This is a genomic window from Paenibacillus sp. 1011MAR3C5, assembly GCF_003591485.1.
Taxonomy (GTDB): domain Bacteria; phylum Bacillota; class Bacilli; order Paenibacillales; family Paenibacillaceae; genus Pristimantibacillus.
This window is the reverse complement of record NZ_QZCF01000003.1, coordinates 771,509-787,925: the sequence shown is the minus strand read 5'-3', so window position 1 is coordinate 787,925 and position 16,417 is coordinate 771,509. Positions and strand designations below refer to the sequence as shown.

Annotated in this window: 19 protein-coding genes; 7 read left to right on the top strand and 12 right to left on the bottom strand. The window is 51.6% G+C overall.

Going from position 1 to position 16,417, the window contains the following annotated elements; genetic code table 11:
• Window positions 1–23 precede the first annotated feature (23 nt).
• The 7 genes from D3P07_RS13230 to D3P07_RS13200 form a co-directional block, all read right to left on the bottom strand.
• Window positions 24–770 (bottom strand): Cof-type HAD-IIB family hydrolase, encoded by a 747-nt coding sequence (locus tag D3P07_RS13230; protein ID WP_119800668.1) that lies wholly within the window; start codon window positions 768–770, stop codon window positions 24–26.
• A gap of 129 nt (window positions 771–899) precedes the next feature.
• The gene (locus D3P07_RS13225; protein WP_119800667.1) at window positions 900–1,784 is read right to left on the bottom strand and encodes a metal ABC transporter permease; all 885 of its coding nucleotides are present in this window, start codon (window positions 1,782–1,784) and stop codon (window positions 900–902) included.
• A complete protein-coding gene (locus D3P07_RS13220; protein ID WP_119800666.1) occupies window positions 1,781–2,719 on the bottom strand; it encodes a metal ABC transporter permease in 939 nt (312 codons plus the stop codon). Before D3P07_RS13220 ends, D3P07_RS13225 begins: the two co-directional genes overlap by 4 nt.
• Complete coding sequence (locus D3P07_RS13215; protein ID WP_119800665.1) at window positions 2,716–3,501, bottom strand: metal ABC transporter ATP-binding protein; 786 nt, start codon at window positions 3,499–3,501, stop codon at window positions 2,716–2,718. The genes D3P07_RS13220 and D3P07_RS13215 overlap by 4 nt, the downstream gene beginning before the upstream one ends.
• Before the next feature lie 32 nt (window positions 3,502–3,533).
• Complete coding sequence (locus tag D3P07_RS13210; protein ID WP_397334584.1) at window positions 3,534–4,493, bottom strand: metal ABC transporter solute-binding protein, Zn/Mn family; 960 nt, start codon at window positions 4,491–4,493, stop codon at window positions 3,534–3,536.
• A gap of 210 nt (window positions 4,494–4,703) precedes the next feature.
• Window positions 4,704–6,809 (bottom strand): peptidoglycan D,D-transpeptidase FtsI family protein, encoded by a 2,106-nt coding sequence (locus D3P07_RS13205; RefSeq protein ID WP_119800664.1) that lies wholly within the window; start codon window positions 6,807–6,809, stop codon window positions 4,704–4,706.
• A gap of 42 nt (window positions 6,810–6,851) precedes the next feature.
• On the bottom strand, window positions 6,852–7,301 hold the full coding sequence (locus tag D3P07_RS13200) for a hypothetical protein (protein WP_259391480.1): 450 nt from the start codon (window positions 7,299–7,301) through the stop codon (window positions 6,852–6,854).
• Window positions 7,302–7,462: 161 nt separating this feature from the next.
• On the opposite strand from D3P07_RS13200, the gene D3P07_RS13195 reads away from it, so the two are divergent.
• Together D3P07_RS13195 and D3P07_RS13190 are read left to right on the top strand one after the other, a co-directional pair.
• A complete protein-coding gene (locus tag D3P07_RS13195) occupies window positions 7,463–8,641 on the top strand; it encodes an MFS transporter (RefSeq protein WP_119800663.1) in 1,179 nt (392 codons plus the stop codon).
• Window positions 8,642–8,975: 334 nt separating this feature from the next.
• Complete coding sequence (locus D3P07_RS13190) at window positions 8,976–9,347, top strand: toprim domain-containing protein (protein WP_119800662.1); 372 nt, start codon at window positions 8,976–8,978, stop codon at window positions 9,345–9,347.
• Here the strand turns inward: D3P07_RS13190 and D3P07_RS13185 are convergent.
• On the bottom strand, window positions 9,344–9,952 hold the full coding sequence (locus D3P07_RS13185) for an SCO family protein (RefSeq protein ID WP_119800661.1): 609 nt from the start codon (window positions 9,950–9,952) through the stop codon (window positions 9,344–9,346). The two genes, D3P07_RS13190 and D3P07_RS13185, sit on opposite strands and share 4 nt — an antisense overlap.
• A gap of 48 nt (window positions 9,953–10,000) precedes the next feature.
• Complete coding sequence (gene cyoE, locus D3P07_RS13180; RefSeq protein ID WP_259391496.1) at window positions 10,001–10,879, bottom strand: heme o synthase; 879 nt, start codon at window positions 10,877–10,879, stop codon at window positions 10,001–10,003.
• A 234-nt stretch (window positions 10,880–11,113) separates the two neighbouring features.
• On the opposite strand from cyoE, the gene D3P07_RS13175 reads away from it, so the two are divergent.
• Complete coding sequence (locus D3P07_RS13175) at window positions 11,114–11,536, top strand: cell wall hydrolase (RefSeq protein WP_119800659.1); 423 nt, start codon at window positions 11,114–11,116, stop codon at window positions 11,534–11,536.
• Window positions 11,537–11,585: 49 nt separating this feature from the next.
• Window positions 11,586–12,119 (top strand): spore coat protein GerQ, encoded by a 534-nt coding sequence (gene gerQ, locus D3P07_RS13170; RefSeq protein ID WP_119800658.1) that lies wholly within the window; start codon window positions 11,586–11,588, stop codon window positions 12,117–12,119.
• 12 nt (window positions 12,120–12,131) lie between these two features.
• On the opposite strand, the gene D3P07_RS13165 is transcribed toward gerQ, so the two are convergent.
• Window positions 12,132–12,428: a hypothetical protein gene (locus tag D3P07_RS13165; protein WP_119800657.1), complete on the bottom strand. Its 297-nt coding sequence runs from the start codon at window positions 12,426–12,428 to the stop codon at window positions 12,132–12,134.
• Between the two features lie 93 nt (window positions 12,429–12,521).
• Here D3P07_RS13165 and D3P07_RS13160 point away from each other — a divergent pair, with 93 nt between their 5' ends.
• Window positions 12,522–13,508, top strand: a complete 987-nt coding sequence (locus tag D3P07_RS13160; RefSeq protein ID WP_119800656.1) for a metal-dependent hydrolase — start codon at window positions 12,522–12,524, stop codon at window positions 13,506–13,508.
• 126 nt (window positions 13,509–13,634) lie between these two features.
• On the opposite strand, the gene D3P07_RS13155 is transcribed toward D3P07_RS13160, so the two are convergent.
• Complete coding sequence (locus D3P07_RS13155) at window positions 13,635–13,853, bottom strand: alpha/beta-type small acid-soluble spore protein (protein WP_119800655.1); 219 nt, start codon at window positions 13,851–13,853, stop codon at window positions 13,635–13,637.
• A 142-nt stretch (window positions 13,854–13,995) separates the two neighbouring features.
• Here D3P07_RS13155 and D3P07_RS13150 point away from each other — a divergent pair, with 142 nt between their 5' ends.
• Window positions 13,996–14,196 carry a DUF5325 family protein gene (locus D3P07_RS13150; protein ID WP_119800654.1) on the top strand — a complete coding sequence of 67 codons (201 nt, stop codon included), beginning with the start codon at window positions 13,996–13,998 and terminating at the stop codon, window positions 14,194–14,196.
• A 214-nt stretch (window positions 14,197–14,410) separates the two neighbouring features.
• Here D3P07_RS13150 and D3P07_RS13145 read toward each other — a convergent pair whose 3' ends face one another.
• Complete coding sequence (locus tag D3P07_RS13145; protein ID WP_119800653.1) at window positions 14,411–14,824, bottom strand: O-methyltransferase; 414 nt, start codon at window positions 14,822–14,824, stop codon at window positions 14,411–14,413.
• A gap of 268 nt (window positions 14,825–15,092) precedes the next feature.
• Between D3P07_RS13145 and D3P07_RS13140 the strand changes: the two genes are divergently transcribed.
• The gene (locus D3P07_RS13140; RefSeq protein WP_182914313.1) at window positions 15,093–16,355 is read left to right on the top strand and encodes a methyl-accepting chemotaxis protein; all 1,263 of its coding nucleotides are present in this window, start codon (window positions 15,093–15,095) and stop codon (window positions 16,353–16,355) included.
• Window positions 16,356–16,417 lie beyond the last annotated feature (62 nt).

Genomic DNA, 16,417 nt, shown 5'->3' with positions numbered 1-16,417 from the left:
TCCCTATACATATACGAATGTGGCTACAAGACGTAGCGTTTGATCAGATCCGCCACTCCATGCTCCTGATTGGTCAGCGTCACAACGTCAGCCGCTTCCTTTACGGCTTCCTGCGCGTTGCCCATCGCAACCCCGAGGCCCGCTTCCCGGATTGCCGCGATATCGTTCAGGCTGTCTCCCGCCGCTACGACTTGGGACATATCGATACCCATCCACTCGCATAGATCCTTAAGCGCACTCGCCTTGGATACGCCCAGCGGGTTCAGCTCGATATTTTGCAAGGAGGAATTGGTAATCTCCAGCCCTCCCCAGCTCTGCACCTCGGCCAGAATAAGCTCGCGCGCCCGATCGTCTTCGGTATAATAGCCGAACTTGAGCCAGTGGAAGGAATCGTAGTTATGTATGGCGTCGAACCAGCGCTCCTTATTGTAGATCTCGCCTGTCGTATAGGCCCAGAACCACACCTCGGGATATTGCTGCGCCAGCTCGTGCAGACGCTGTACGTAGACTGGGCTCAGCTCCGACCGCTTGTACAGCACATGGGGCTTCGTCCAGATCTCGCCGCCATTGACGGTAATCATCGGTGTTGTTAGTTTAAGCTGCTCCGCAAAAGGCAGCGCGCTGGCGAAGCCTCTGCCTGTCGAGAAACTGACCGTGATGCCGGCGTCAAGCGCACGCTGCACCCATTCGGCATTCTCCGCGCTAATTTCGCTTTGCTCGTTCAATAGCGTTCCGTCCATATCCAGCGCAATCAATTTGTACTTCGTCATGCTGCCCATCTCCTTATCCGTTCCTGACGTACCAGCCTATTTTAACATATTAAGTCCCGAAACCAAACGAAAAAGAGACCGTCCTGCCCGGCAAGTCCGGAGGACGGTCTCTTCGCATCCATACAATGGTTAGGCGTTCACCGATGAAGCCAGCGAGCGCTGTCTCAGCTTCCGAACAACTAATCCGTGAGACGGAGAGAACAGGAAGGCGAGCACGAAGAGCAAGCCTGCCGCACACACCATGCAGCCCGCAATCGAAGCGTCCAGCAGCACCGATACTCCGTACCCCAGGAACGTGCTGGCTACGCCGACGGCTACACTGATCAGAATCATGATGCTGAGCCGGTCTGTCAGCAGATAAGCGGTCGATGCCGGAATAATAAGCAGTCCTACGACGAGAATCGCGCCTACGCTCTCGAAGGAGCTGACCGTCGCCATGGACACCAGTCCCATAAGCAGATAGTGGAAGAATGCAACTGGAATGCCGATCGCCGCTGCCAGCGCCGGGTCGAAGGAGCATAGCTTGAACTGCTTATAGAAGGCGCCAATGACCGCAATGATGACAGCAAGCGTAATGCCAAGCAGCCATACCGCTTTCGGTCCCATGCTGACTCCGCCGATCTCCCACACATTCCAATGGACGAACGCAATTTCTCCGTATAGAATCGCATCCTGATCCAGATGCACCTGCCGCGCGAACAAGCTGACCAAGATAACCCCGATGGCGAACAAGGCTGTAAATACAACGCCGATCGAAGCATCCGATTGAATGCCGCTTCGCTGGAACATGCCGATCAAGAAGGTGGTCAGCACGCCGAATACGAGTGCGGCGAACATCATCAGCAGCGAATCCCGGGAACCGCTTATGAGAAAGGCAATGACTATGCCCGGCATGACAGAATGACTGATGGCGTCTCCGATCATGGCCATCTTGCGAAGCACGAGAAATACCCCTACAATGCCGCAGCATGCCGCAACAAGCGATCCGGTTAACAATATCCAAAAGTCACTCATACAGCCGTCTCTCCTTTCATGCGTTCAGCCCGCAGCTCTCCCTCCATGCTATAGCGTTTCTTTACGCGAAGGCGAAGCACCCGCTTGGCGATCAAGCCGCGCTGAGGTCCGAACAAAATCGATAGCAAGAAAAATGCGGTCGCAGCAAGCACCGTAACGGGACCTGTCGGCAGATTGGATACCGAGGAGCTGATCCATGTGCCCAGCGCGCCGCTAAGCGCACCGAACATCCCCGATAAAGCAACCATAACGCCCAGCCGATTCGTCCAATATCTAGCCGATACTGCCGGTGTAATCAATAGAGCAGCAATCAACACGACACCGACCGCCTGTATCCCAACAACTACGGCCACAACAATCAGCAGCATAAGCAGCTGCTCCAGGAATGCTACCGGATAACCGATTCCTTTGGCAAAACCCGCATCAAAGGAAATGAGCTTGAACTGCTTGAACAATAAAGTACAGATCGACACAAGCGCTACCGATATGATCGACATCGTCACAACGTCGGACCCTACCATCGCAGCCGCTTGCCCGAATAGAAATTTATCAAGCCCTGCTTGATTGCCGTAAGCGCCGTGCTGAATAAAAGTAAGAAGAACGATGCCTAATCCGAAAAAAGTCGACAGCACGATGCCAAGCGCCGCATCTTGCTTCAATCTGGAGTGGCGAGTAATGTAGCCAATACCGAAGGTAGCGATGACGCCAGCGATTCCGGCTCCAATCAGAAACACGCCGATGGACTTGACGCCAGTCAGCATGAATGCGATGCATATGCCCGGCAGCGCCGCATGCGCCAGCGTATCTCCAACAAGGCTTTGCTTCCGAAGGTACGAGAAGCTTCCGATTACCCCGCTGCTGAGCCCCAGCAGCATACAGCCGAAGAAAATCCACTGCATATTGGGATCGGCCAGCATCGACATAATGTTTTTCATGTCCGATCACCTCGGCTCTGATCGAGAAATGCCAATCTCCCCCCATAGGTAAGCTGAAGCTTCTCCTGGGTGAATGTCTCGGATGTCGGTCCGAACGCCTGCAGCTCTACATTAAGCAGCAGCACGGAGTCGAAGTATTGCTCGACGGTCGCCAGATCGTGATGAACGACGATAACCGTCTTCCCTTGCTTCTTAAGCTCCTGCAGCAGCGTGATGATCGCTTTCTCCGTTGCAGCGTCTACGCCGGCGAAGGGCTCATCCATGAAATACAGCTTGGCGTTCTGCGCCAGCGCTCTTGCCAGAAATACGCGCTGCTGCTGTCCCCCGGACAATTGGCTAATCTGCCGGTCGGCGAATTCCGCCATGCCGACCTTCTCCAGACACTCCAGCGCAAGCGCCTTGTCCTTCGCTTTCGGCCGGCCGAACCAGCCGAGCCTGCCGTACGTTCCCATTAGCACTACGTCGAGTGCGTTCGTCGGAAAATCCCAATCGACGGATTCCCGTTGAGGCACGTATCCGATCAGCTTGCGCTGCTCCTTGTATGGCTTGCCGTAGACAAGCACTTCTCCGCTAATGGACGGAATCAGTCCCAGCGCCGCCTTTATCATGGTTGATTTCCCTGCTCCATTCGGCCCGATGATGCCGATTAGCTCGCCTTCCTGTACTTGAAAGGAAACGTTCCGAAGCACAGGTTTTTTCTGGTACGCTACGCTAAGCCCGCTTACCGACAACGGCGCCGCAGCCTCGCTTGACGTGAATACCGATTCCGCAGTCTGACTCATTAAGGCCACTCCCTTTCTCTATCAACCGAACGTTATTTCAACGATTCAACAATCGTTTCGACATTATGTTTCACCATGCCCAGATAGGTGCCCTCTGGCGTTCCCTCATCGCCCATCGCGTCGGAGAACAATTCCCCGCCGATCCGAACCTCATGACCCAGTTTCTTGGCTCCTTCTATGACGGATTCGATCGACTTCGAGGATACGCTCGATTCGATGAACACCGCTTTGATGCCGTTATCCACCAAGAAATCCCGCAGCTCGCTGACGTCCTTGGAGCCGTATTCCGACATCGTATTCATGCCTTGCAGGCCTGTGACCTGCAGCCCGTATGCCTTGCCGAAATATCCGAATGCATCATGCGCCGTTACCAGAATGCGGCTCTTCTCCGGTATGGAGGCAATCTGCTCGCGAGCGTACGCGTCGAGCTTCTCCATCTCCGCGAGATAAGCGCTGGCATTCGCCGCATATTGCTCGGCATGCGACGGGTCCTTCTCGACAAGCGAGTCTCTGATCACTTCCACGGCGGACATCCAGAGCTTCACATCGAACCAGATATGCGGATCGTGCACGGCCTCTCCCGTTGCAGCCGGATCACTCAGCAACTGGGATTCTATCAGCTTGGAGGCAACCGCTACAACCGGCTTGCTCTTCTCCAGCTTCTCGAAAATCTCTCCCATCTTGCCTTCCAGATGGAGTCCGTTGTAGAAAATAATATCCGCGTGATCGAGCTTACGGACATCGCCTTGAGATGCCTTATATAGATGGGGGTCGATGCCCGGCCCCATTAATCCCGTTACTTCCACATAATCGCCGCCGACCTGCTTGGCCGCATCCGCAATCATTCCGGTCGTAGCTGTTATGCGCAGCTTGCCGCTGTCATTCGGACCGCCTGATTCGCTGCCGCATGCCGACAGTACCAGAATCGAAACGGCTAAAAACGCCAGCGTAATCATTAAACGCTCTATACCTGAACTACTGAATTTACGCATTTTCATAAGTATGCCTCCCCATGAGCCAATCACGATAGGAACAAAATTGGATTTGCCTCTGTCCATTTCATTTAGCCTTACGCCTCTTTTTTAATAATACACAAAAATGTTTCTTTTATGCAACATTTATTTTTTGGATGATCTGACTATTCCCGCTCAACAAAAAAAAGCTGTCCGTGACGGATTCGTCACGGACAGCTTGTTCAAAAGTTATTGCTGAGTTACCTCATTATCTTCCATGTTCTGCGCATTAACGTCTGCTGTGCCGCCATTTGCGTTCTGGTCTTGCAGCGACAGCTTGGCTTTCAACACTTTGTTCGGAACGCCCGTCAAGCCGATCTCCGCATCGTATGCATCGAAGATCTGTCTCGCGATCGGAGCAGCACCGTAGCCGCCGAAGCCACCGTCCGGAATTACTACCGCAACGGCAAGCTTAGGCTTGTCCGCTGGCGCATAAGCGATAAACACCGCGTTATTCGCCCGGCGCTTCGATACCTCTTGCTCGGATGTACCCGTCTTCCGGTTGAAACTATGCTCGAAGCCTTCAAAGCCCTGCACATCAACCTTGGACATTCCCGTCTCGATTTCCTTCCAGTACTTCTCCGGAATGTCGATCGTGTTCAGAATCTCAGGCGTGTAGCCTTGGATTACATTTCCGTCGGCATCGCGAATCTCGTTCACGAATTGAGGCTTCACCCTTGCGCCACGGTTCGCCAGCGTCGCGGCGTACTGGGCTAGCTGCAGCGTTGTATAACGACCCTGCTGGCCGAAGGATGCCTGAACCAATGCCGATTGCTCACTCGCGCGCTCAGCCTCGCCGAAGTATTCGATAACCCCGGCCGACTCTCCAGGCAGACCGCTCTCCGTCGAGACGCCGAGACCAAACTGCTTCATATATTCGTCCCAAATCTCTACACTGGATTTGCCGTTAACGGGTCCGCGCATATATAGCGCATTCCCGATCATCGCCGCCATAAACGGGTTGGACGATTTTTCGATCGCTTTCGCCCCGTCGATGTAGCCGTACACCTTGCCCTGTGAGTTTCCGATCCGTACTTGATGAGTGCCCGCCCGGCCGTAATAGAATGCGCCGGTATCATTGTAGCGGGTCTCTGTCGTGAACAGGCCTTCATTTAATCCCAGGAGCACCGTGAGCGGCTTCATGGTTGAGCCAAGCGGCACGATGGAGGATGGATGGCGATTCCGCTCTTCCGTCGTCTTGTATGGACCATAAACGGTACGAATCGTGCCGTTCGACAGTACGTAGCCGAAGTTTTCGTAATCTTCTGGACTAATACGCCCGCCTGCCCAAATATTCGGATCATAATCCGGCATACTGGCCATCGCAACCACTTTGCCTGTATCCACTTCCATGGCGACCGCAAAGCCCGTCTGAGCGTATTCCGCGCGCTCGTACCTATTGCTTGAGGTCCGGATCTTCTCCAGGTGAGTCATGATCGCTTCTTCGGTTCGAAGCTGAACGTCCTTGTTAATCGTCAAATAAAGGTCAGAGCCCTTCTCCGGGTTTGTAATGCGCATCGGCCCGATAATATGCTCCTGATTATTGATCGGATAAGTTTTCAAGCCGTTCTTCCCGCGAAGCACATCCTGGTACATGAACTCCAGTCCGTCCAGACCTACCTCTTCTTCCTCCAAATATTTCAACGTAGGGTCGGTCTCGTTCATCTTGTTCTTGTAGAACTCATTGTCGAGGCGGACACCCTTATATTTCTTCAAATACCCGACGAGCTGCACCGCAATGGAGCTTTGGTCATAATTGCGGACGCTCTCCTCCATAATCTCAATGCCTGTGAAATCCGACATATTCTCCATGAAGTATGCGACTTCCGCTTTCGTCAATCCCGACTTGATCCGTCTAGGCACATACAAATAATTTCGCTGGAAGTCCAGGTCCATCTGACGAATGATATCGTCAACCGACATCTCCAGCTTCGGATCTCCGAACTTCTGGAAGACTTCCTCCAGCTTCTCTGCCGTTTCTCTTGCAGCGTCGTCATATTTCTTCGACCTCGTGCTTGGCTGGATGCTATAGTACAATGACTGCGTTGATGTCGAAAAGGCGATAGGATAACCATTCGCATCATAGATATTGCCCCGTATCGGTGGAATCTGGTTTTTCCTTGTACTCGTATCCACTCCGATTGCGCTAAGCGAAGGGCCCTCCACGAACTGCAGCACCGCCAATCGGACGATTAGCAAGCTGAATAAAGCAAATGTAATAAAGAAAAAAAAGTTCAAGCGGAACGTAAAATTCCGCCGGTTGTCAATTTCCCGCTTCTGCGGATCATCCTGCATGTTATTCACTCCCAATCCATGCAGGCGTAAGAAACCTGCAGGCTAACCGTTTTGCTTTGCTTGATCGATGAACGTCTGGATCACACCTTCGATCTGGAATGTAATATACGGTGCACCGTGCACGGACACCTTCACTTCCGACGCTCCGACCTCGCCTTTCAACTCTACATTATTTGTTTTGACCGTATAGGTCCCGTCATCGTTCAGGCTGTAATCCGCGTCCTTCCCGTCTCCGACCATCACATTGAGCGCTTCCTGCTTCACATTGTCCATCACTTTAGAGCCGATATCCTTGACATCGTCCAGCGTATATCCGCTGTACAGCACAAGTCCAATGACAAGTGCGGCAACGATGGCCCACTTAACGACTGTTTTCACAATTCGAATGACCAAAAACAACACAACTAGCGCGATGACGAGCACCAGCCAGTTGTCTTTGAAAAACGTTGTCCAAGTCTCTGTGTCATACGATGTAAAATCCAAAAAACTCATTACGATCCCCTCCATTATATCTCGTACAAAACCCGATTACAAAATATTATAGCCTACTGGCAAAGGAGCGTAAACGCTCTCTTCCATTACAGGCAGACATATCCTGTCCCATCGCTACGTACAAGTAGATAGAAGGGACCGAGCAAAGGAGATATATGCCAATGAAAACCGCTGTTTGGCTTTACTTGTTTTTGTTCGTTGCGTTTTTTGATTTGCACGCGCAATATCCAATTCTGACGCCGTTCGCGATCTCGATCGGGGCTGCGCCATCATTCATCGGATTGATGATGGGCATGTATTCGATCACCCATCTTCCGGGCAATCTGATTGCCGGATTCGGGGTCGACCGGTACGGCAGCCGCTTGTTCATCGTGTTCAGTCTGCTCGCCGCAGGTGTGATCCTTCTCTTCCAGTCCAATGTGACGGACCCTTGGCAGCTGCTGCTGCTTCGTTCGATCAGCGGCTTCGTGCTCGCTTTCCTGTCGCCTGCCTGCCTCGCGCTGCTGGCGCGCCTTACGGATGATCGGACAGAACAGGGCAAGCTCATGGCGGGCAACGGGCTAGTCCATACGCTGGCTTCCGTCGTGTCCCCTGCTGCCGGCGCTTATCTGGTTGCCAAGATCGGCTTCGCCGTTGCTTTTACCGTCCTGGGATGGGTCCTTGTCATAACGGCCATATGCGCTCTCTTCTTCATCAAAGATATAAACCGCAAGCTTGACGATACGAAAATCGCTGCGGACGGGGAATCCCCGGCACCTACTGCTTTGCAGAAAAAGCAACAAGCCGAGCCGTCGCCATCCTTGCCCTGGCTTATCTTCCTGCTGCCAGTCGGCATCAGCTGCGCACAAGGCATTCTCTCCTTCGAGCTGCCTCTTATGGCAAAGACCAAGGAAGCGATGATGACGACCGGCCTTCTATTCTCTGTGATCAGCATAGGCGCCCTGATCACTCTGAGCATGATGTTCCTTAACCGGTTCCCAGCCTTCTACCGTACACTATTCGGTTCGGTATGCCTGGCCTTGATGTACTTTGGCATTGCCGCCGATATGCCGCTGCCGCTGCCGGTCATGCTGCTCGGCATCGGGATGGCAAAGGGTATCGTATTGCCCGCATTGTCTACGCTCCTGATCGAGCTAAGCGGCGGAGCCCGCTACGGCCGCACCTTCTCTATCCTGTCGATCGCCTTCTCGATAGGGGCTTTCCTCGGACCGATGCTGGCTGGACAGCTGCGCGACCATGTATCACCTTACTACATCGCGTTCCTCGGCCTGATGATCGGTCTTACTCTGCTGCCCTTCTACAAAATTCGAACGATGACGCCAAACACCCATTTTTCCTGAGTATGGGTAAATGCACAAGGCATTTGTCTCCTCCGCTCATATGATACATTGTGTCAAGCGACTACCGCATCGCAGAGCGGCACAGCAGGTGTCCTTGACGTTGAATCAAGGAGAGGGGTGACTCCATGGGAGGCGTAGATAACAGAGGCTGCGGCTATGGTCATGGCCACACGAACGTAGGCACAATTCTCGTATTGTTTATCCTGCTCGTCATCATTGTGTGTGCTGGTTTTTGGTAAGCCATAGCATATAAGCAGCGGCCCGCATGTCGGGCCGTTTGCTTTTTATTCCGGCTCGCCCGATGGTACACTATAGTGGAACAGGAGGCCTGAACATGGAATACGCCATCGTAGTGGAAGGAAAAAACGACAGGAGCAAGCTAAGACGCATTTTGAACGAAGAAGTGGGCATTTACTGTACGTACGGTACGCCGGGCACTGATCAATTGGAGAAGCTTCGCAAAGAAATCGGCGAACTTGCCGTCTACATCTTCACCGATAACGATTCGTCGGGCAAGCGCATTCGCGGGATGCTCCGCGATTTGTTCCCGGATGCAGAACATATCTATACACGCCGGGGGTATGCGGGCGTCGAGCATACGCCGGATGAATACTTGATCCAGCAATTAGAAAAAGCGGGCCTCGATGCGCATATTGTGTATCCTGCGACCGATCCCGCTTCCAGGTGGATGAAAGATGAATTTTAGAGCAGCTTGTTAATCTGCTGAACAATATATTCCGGCGTCAGCTCTTCATCATTGCCGTTGATCCATTCCCGGATCTGGCCATTCTGATCGACCAACGTAATGACATTGAAGTGAGCAAATGTATTTTCTTTCTCTACCTTGATGACACCAACCTCAAAATCGCGGGCCAGTTGAATCGTAGCTTCCTCTTCACCGCGGAGGAAGTGCCAGCCATCGGTATCAACCGACGTGCGTTCCGCGAACTGTCTGATCGCATCCGGCGTATCCCGCTCCGGATCGAACGTAATCGAGATCAGCTCGACCTTGTCTCCCAGCGTGCCTTGCTCCCTCAGTATGTCCTGCGCCTCGCCCAGCATAAAGGTGGTCGGCGGGCACACATCCGGGCAATTGGCGAAGTAGAAGTACACAATACGAACTTTGCCGTTGGTCGATTCCAGCGATACCGGCTTGCCGTCAATATCATTCATCTCGAAAGCAGGTGCTGCCTGAAGCAATGGCAACGGCTCCGCCTTCTTCGGACCGTACATATACAATAAATAAATGCCCATTGCCGCACATAATGCCAGCACGGCGATCTTAAAGCTGTGTTTGCGCAAAAAACTCATCTGATATTCCTCTCCCCATTGGCCCTCATGCACCCGATCTGGCTAAGATTACACCGAAGTCGTATTCGCGATCATGGCAATAAAGACGACCATCAAATAATTGACCGATATTAAAAAGTTAACCTTTGCCCATTTGTCCGTATTTTTGGCCTTAATGCCTTGCAGCGTATGAACAAGCCATACGAGGCTCAATACGACGGAAATAATAAGAAAATAAATGCCCGCGTATCCAAACCAGTACAGCAGAATAACCGACGGCAGAAGCAACAGGACATAAGGAATCATCTGCAGCTTAGTCCGCTTGACGCCTTTTACGACAGGCAACAGCGGGAAACCAGCTTCCCGGTATTCTTCAACGCGACGGATTGCTAGCGACCAGAAGTGCGCCGGCTGCCACAGGAACAGCAGGGCGAACAAAATCCAGGCGCCGGCATCGATCTCGCCGGTAACGGCACAATAGCCGATAGCCGGAGGCATAGCGCCGGATATGCCGCCAATGGATGTGCTCCATGTCGACGTTCGCTTCAGCCACATCGTATAGATGACAATATAAACAAACCATCCGAGCAGTCCAAGCCAACCCGTAATCGGATTAACCATCAAGAATAATAACGCAATGCCCGTGATCCCAAGAATAAGGCCGTAAGCCAGGACGGCAGACGGCGTCATTCTGCCCATTGGCAGCGTACGATTTTTTGTGCGTTCCATCTTCTGGTCCAATTCACGATCCCAATAATTGTTCACAACGGTAGCCGAAGCCATCGTCAGGGTGGAGCCAATCAGCATCCATATCATTAGCGCGATATCAATATCCCACTTTGAAGCTACCCAAAAACCGCCAAGCGCAGCGAACATATTCAATCGAAGGAGCCGCGGTTTCGTTAAAGCAATCAAGTCCTTCAGCACAAAGCTAGCCTCCCGAGTTATGCGACAAGACGCGCCGGGCGCGTCTATCTTTCATTGATGAATCGAATCTAATCATACCGAAAAAACAGAGCGGTGACAACGTTCATGCCTCTTGTTCATGAATTCGACACTCAAAATGTGACAAATCATTTGTAATTGAGCTGGAACCATTCTACCCGCCCATCCATACAATAACCATGTGGCAAACGCCTATCAGATTACGACGATTTTGAAGGGATGTGAGTCCGCTCCATTATGGCCGTTATCAAAGCAAACGCGGAACAGACGAAAATGCTCGCAAGACTCATGCGGGCCGAAGCCGAGGGCGAAGGTGAGCTCGGCATGCTGATGGTTGGCAACGTCGGTGTCAACCGCGTCCGCGGCAATTGCCTTGACTTCAAAAACATACGTTCCATTCCCGACATGGTCTATCAAAGCCCAGGAGGTTTTGAAGCCAGTACAAAGGGCTACTTCTACCAGAAGGCAAGGGACAGCGACGTTCGCCTTGCCAAACGGGTAATCGGAGGTGAGCGCCAGCATCCCGCTTCCAATGCGCTGTGGTTCTTTCGTCCGTCAGGCGCCTGTCCGGGCACATGGTGGGAGCAATCGCATAGCGGCCGCTTCAAGGCTCATTGCTTCTATGTACCAACGTCAACAGATTGTCCTTCCGTTTATTAGTGTTGTAGATTTATTTCATTCTTAACGATTGAAAGCGAGGATTAGCAGTATGTCGAATTATGGTTACAAGCAGCAAGTCAGCATGGCCAATGTAGGACCAAATATGGGTTATGGGGCCGCATACGGATACGGTGCAGGATACGGCGGCGGTTATGCGCAACCATATGCGCAGCCATATACGCAGCCATATGCGCAGCAGGCTACGGTCTCCAATTATACGGCTGCCAGCACAATGCCGCCGCAGGTCCCAAGCGGCTCTGTCGTCACGCCGGGCGGCGGCAACATTGTATCGGTATCCGGTAATGAAGAATCATACGTCGAGAACATTTTGCGACTGAACAGAGGCAAAATCGGCACCTTCTACATGACGTATGAGAACAACCGCGAATGGAATGCAAAAATATTCAAAGGCAGAATCGAAGCGGCCGGACGCGACCATATTATCATCAGCGACCCAAATACAGGCATGCGCTTCCTGCTGCTGATGCTTAACCTGGATTATGTAACCTTTGACGAGCCAATCAAATATGAATATCCGTTTAATGGAGGCACGATTACAGAAAGCTCGCCAGTCAACGAATAAAGCTAATCCTCCCTATTTCATGCTGGAAGCAACCGGCTTGAACGTCCAGACATGCAGCTTGGCCGGTCCCCCCTCTATCCAGCTTGAGAGCGCGAACCAAGGAGAGCGTTCGCTCAGACGTTCCTCCTTGACGCGCAGGGCATGAGCCTCATCCTTGCAATCCCATACCTCTACGAACAGAGAGGGCTGGTCCGTTCCTTCATATACATGGACAAGCTCTGCTTCTTGCATGCGCAGCTTCTCCACTTCCATTAAATAGAATTCCCTGTTTTCCTGCTTGATCTTATATTCTGCAAAACAAATGTACATTTGGCGCGAGTCTCCTCTCGAATCAATTGATAAAGTTCCCCTGCTTCGCCGATACTACGCTTAACATCCACTTCAATCAGGGGGGCACATCTAATGGATACTGGAACGCATCTTGTCATGGGCATTGGACTTGCCGGTCTTGCGATGGTCGATCCTGTCGTCGCGGGCAGCCCAGCCGTGCATACCGCAGTGCTGGTCGGTACGATAGCCGGCTCCCAAGCGCCGGATCTGGACAATTTGCTGCGGCTGAAGGGCAATGCCTGTTATATCCGCAATCATCGGGGAATGTCGCATTCGCTTCCCGCCGTGCTGCTCTGGACGATCGCGATTACTGGCTTGCTTCAGCTCATCTACAGAGGAAGCCTGCCATGGCTTCATGTAGGCAGCTGGGTCCTGCTGTCGGTAGCCGTTCACGTATTTACCGACTTGTTCAATGCATATGGCACGCAAGCCATGCGGCCGTTCAATGAGAAATGGATATCCTGGAATATCATCCATATCTTCGACCCCGTTATCTTCACCGTACATCTCATAGCCATTTTACTGTGGGCGGCAGGTCTCGTAAATCCCGCTGTTCTGTTCCCGCTCATGTACCTGCTTCTAGTCGTATATTTTGTATGGCGCACCTACTACGCGCTGCAACTTGTACGGAAGCTGCCCCGGCTCGATCACGGCTATCACAAAAACGACAGCTATATCGCCATTCCGACCATTTCACTCTCCATCTGGAATATCGTCAAGCAATCGGAGGACGATACTTTTCACATCGGCAACGTGCGTAACGGGCAGCTTAAGTGGCTGGACAAAACGAAGTGCTCCAGTCATCCTGCCGTCGAAAAATCAAAAAACGATCCTGCTATTCGTTCCTTTCTATACTTCACCAACTTCGCCTGTGCGGACGTGAAGGAGCATAATTGGGGATATGAAGTCCGCTGGGCCGATGTACGATATCGCCACCGCAAGCAGTATCCCTTCGTTGGCGTGCTCATGATGAACAAGCAGTATGAAACCGTTGGGTCTTACGTCGGCTGGCTGAGCGATGACCGGCTAATGAAAAGGCTGCGAATGGATACGTATTGACATTGACGGAGCGGAGCCCCTTCCTGCACAATGGGAAGGGGCTCCTCTTTATTTGATTTCCAATTAAAGAAGCCCAAGGTTTCCCTTGGACTTCTGGTTGATGCATCAGTTGTGTATGAGAAGCGATTAGCGGATACCGCCGGACAGTTGTTGCTCAGCGATTTGAACCAGCTTCTTCGTGATGTATCCACCAAGCGAACCAGCGTCGCGTGTCGATACGTTGCCATAGTAGCCGTCAGCTGGAATTTGTACGCCCAGCTCTTGCGCTGCCTCAAGTTTCATTTGCTGCAGTGCTTGATTTGCTTGTGGGACAATGAGTTGGTTACTTCTGTTTCTGCTGCTCATAGGGATATCTCCTTTCGTCCTCTGCACGTTGTGTGTGTTGCAAGCTTGCAAAGTTATTATGTGCATCAATTCGGAAACTATCCTAATCAGACAAAAAATATTTTAGCCTTAATAAAAGGTTATCAATAAGGAGTTAATCGATATGTCAAAATCACTTTCGTTGTTCTTCGCCACTCTGTCCATTCTGTTCCTTAGCGCGACCGCCATATCCATCAGTCATAGCGGCTGGCTCGTGCTGCTGTTCAGCTTGCTCTCGCTATTCAGCGTAGGAGCCGGATTTATCGTAAAAGCCAGGCTGAGAAGACGTTCCGAACAAGGCGGATCAACCGATAACCGGCGCTGATACTGTCCTGCCTCCGCTCGAAGCGGCATGAGCTATAACAAGGAGTTAGACCCAATCGCAAGGTTGCTAAGAGATGATTGGCATACGATGCAATGGATCTATTGCTTTGGGACGCCTGTGCTGGCTTGCGGGTGCTGATGCTCAATTTCCTCCCCTTATCGGGGCATAAAAAAACAATGGCTCCACTTCGCAGCCATTGCTCCTCTGGTCTGCGCTAATAATACTCGCGCAGCATATGCTGAGGCCGATTCTGCGGAACATAACGATTGCTCCACGTGGCCATATTGTAATTCGATTCATACAGAATGCTCGCCGACCAAGAATTGGTGCTTGGACGAACTGTGAAGTCATACAAAATCTCTCCGTGGGTCCAATCCTGTCTAAGCTTAAGCGCATCGATCGCCATTTTCCTGAAGGCTTGTACCTGTGCGCTTGACAGCCCCTTCTCCGTATCCTCAATCTTGCCGTTCCTCGTCTCGATCGGGTGATGCCGCAAGCCGAACTTCCCTACCGAGTTATTGCGAATGTGGATTAATACCGTACCTGCCGCTGCGTTCGTTAGCTCTCCCTCAAGCTGTCTAAATACAAAGTCTACCTGACGAGCCAAAGATACTGAACTTGTTTCCATTTCCCTAATCCTCCTCTTTAAGTTCGACATAACGATGGTGAATCCGACAAAATTCTTCTAAATTAAACATCGAATTGCTTATAATGGTAGCATCGCCCATACGAATGTTCACCGAAAAAATTATTGGTAATTTCCGAATTTAGGATTGCGCTTTCAGACCTATTAAATTAAGACTAAAGACCCTGAAAACGCGTTCGACAATTATAGACCATTTTCGTCCATGGTGTTATAATATGGGTATTCTATATAAAGGAGCGCTTACATAATGATTCAATGGTACTATTCTCGGTCGGTACGCAGTAAACTGTTGATCACCACTTATTTCAATCTAGTACTATTTGCCATTGTCACGATCCTGATGACAGCGATCCTCGGAGGCAAGATTCTTCCGGTCCTGATCGGGGTTGCCGTACTGGCGATTGCCGCGCTTCCCATTGTATCCTTTATTGAGAAATCCATTACGCAATCATTCGAAGAAATATCCGGAGCGGCATATCGGATATCCAAGGGCGACTTCACCCAGAAGATCGACACCTCAGCAAGCTCCGGATCCGGTGAGCTGGGCCATTCCTTCAACAGCATGGTGGACAAGCTGCGTGACATCCTGACAGAAACATCCAGCATTATCAAGCATGTCGCGGATACAAGCCGCAGCATCTTCGAGAAGAACAATCAAATTCAAACCGCGATGGAGCAAGTAGCCGCATCCGCGAACGAGCTTGCAACCGGCGCCAACGAGATCTCCGAGGATGTGACCGACATGAGCGCGTCTATCACCGAGATCGAAGAGAAAGTTTCAGCATACGCTACATCTACCAAAGAAATGAACGATCGCTCCGAGCAGACGATCCTGCTGGTGGAGAAAGGCCGCAATGCCCTGGAAGTTCAGGCGGAGGGTATGCAGCGCAACGTAGAGGCTACTGCGAAGGTCGGTGAGACAATAGAGGATCTGGCCCGTAAGGCGCAAGGCATCTCGGCAATCACGACGACGATCTCCGACATTGCGGAGCAGACGAATCTGTTATCCTTGAATGCGTCCATCGAAGCGGCGCGTGCAGGGGAGCATGGCAGAGGTTTTGCCGTTGTCGCTCAGGAGGTTCGTAAGCTGGCTGAGGAATCGACTACTTCAACGAAGCAAGTGTTCAATCTCGTGAAGAGCATCGATGAAGGCATCCAGCAAGCCATTAACAATATGAAGGTCAACGAAGAAGTCGTTCATCTTCAGACCGAGCATATCCGCCAGTCGGAGCATGTATTCAAGGAAATCGAAGAAAGCATCGGGTTCATTACGAATCAAATCTACGCGTTCTCCCAAGAAAGCGATGCAATGCTGGAAAGCGCGCAGAAGATATCTGCAGCCATCCAAAACATATCTGCTATCACGCAGCAATCGGCCGCCGGCACGGAGCAAGTATCAGCTTCCATGAATGAGCAGATCTCTTCCGTACAAGCCGTTGTACAGGAAACAGAACGAATGCTTACGATGGCAACACAGCTGCAACGTACCATTCAAGTATTCAAGATGAAATAATAAGGCGTCATCGACTCGGACCGGATACGGTTCGAGTCTTTTTTTGTTAACAACCGAAACCA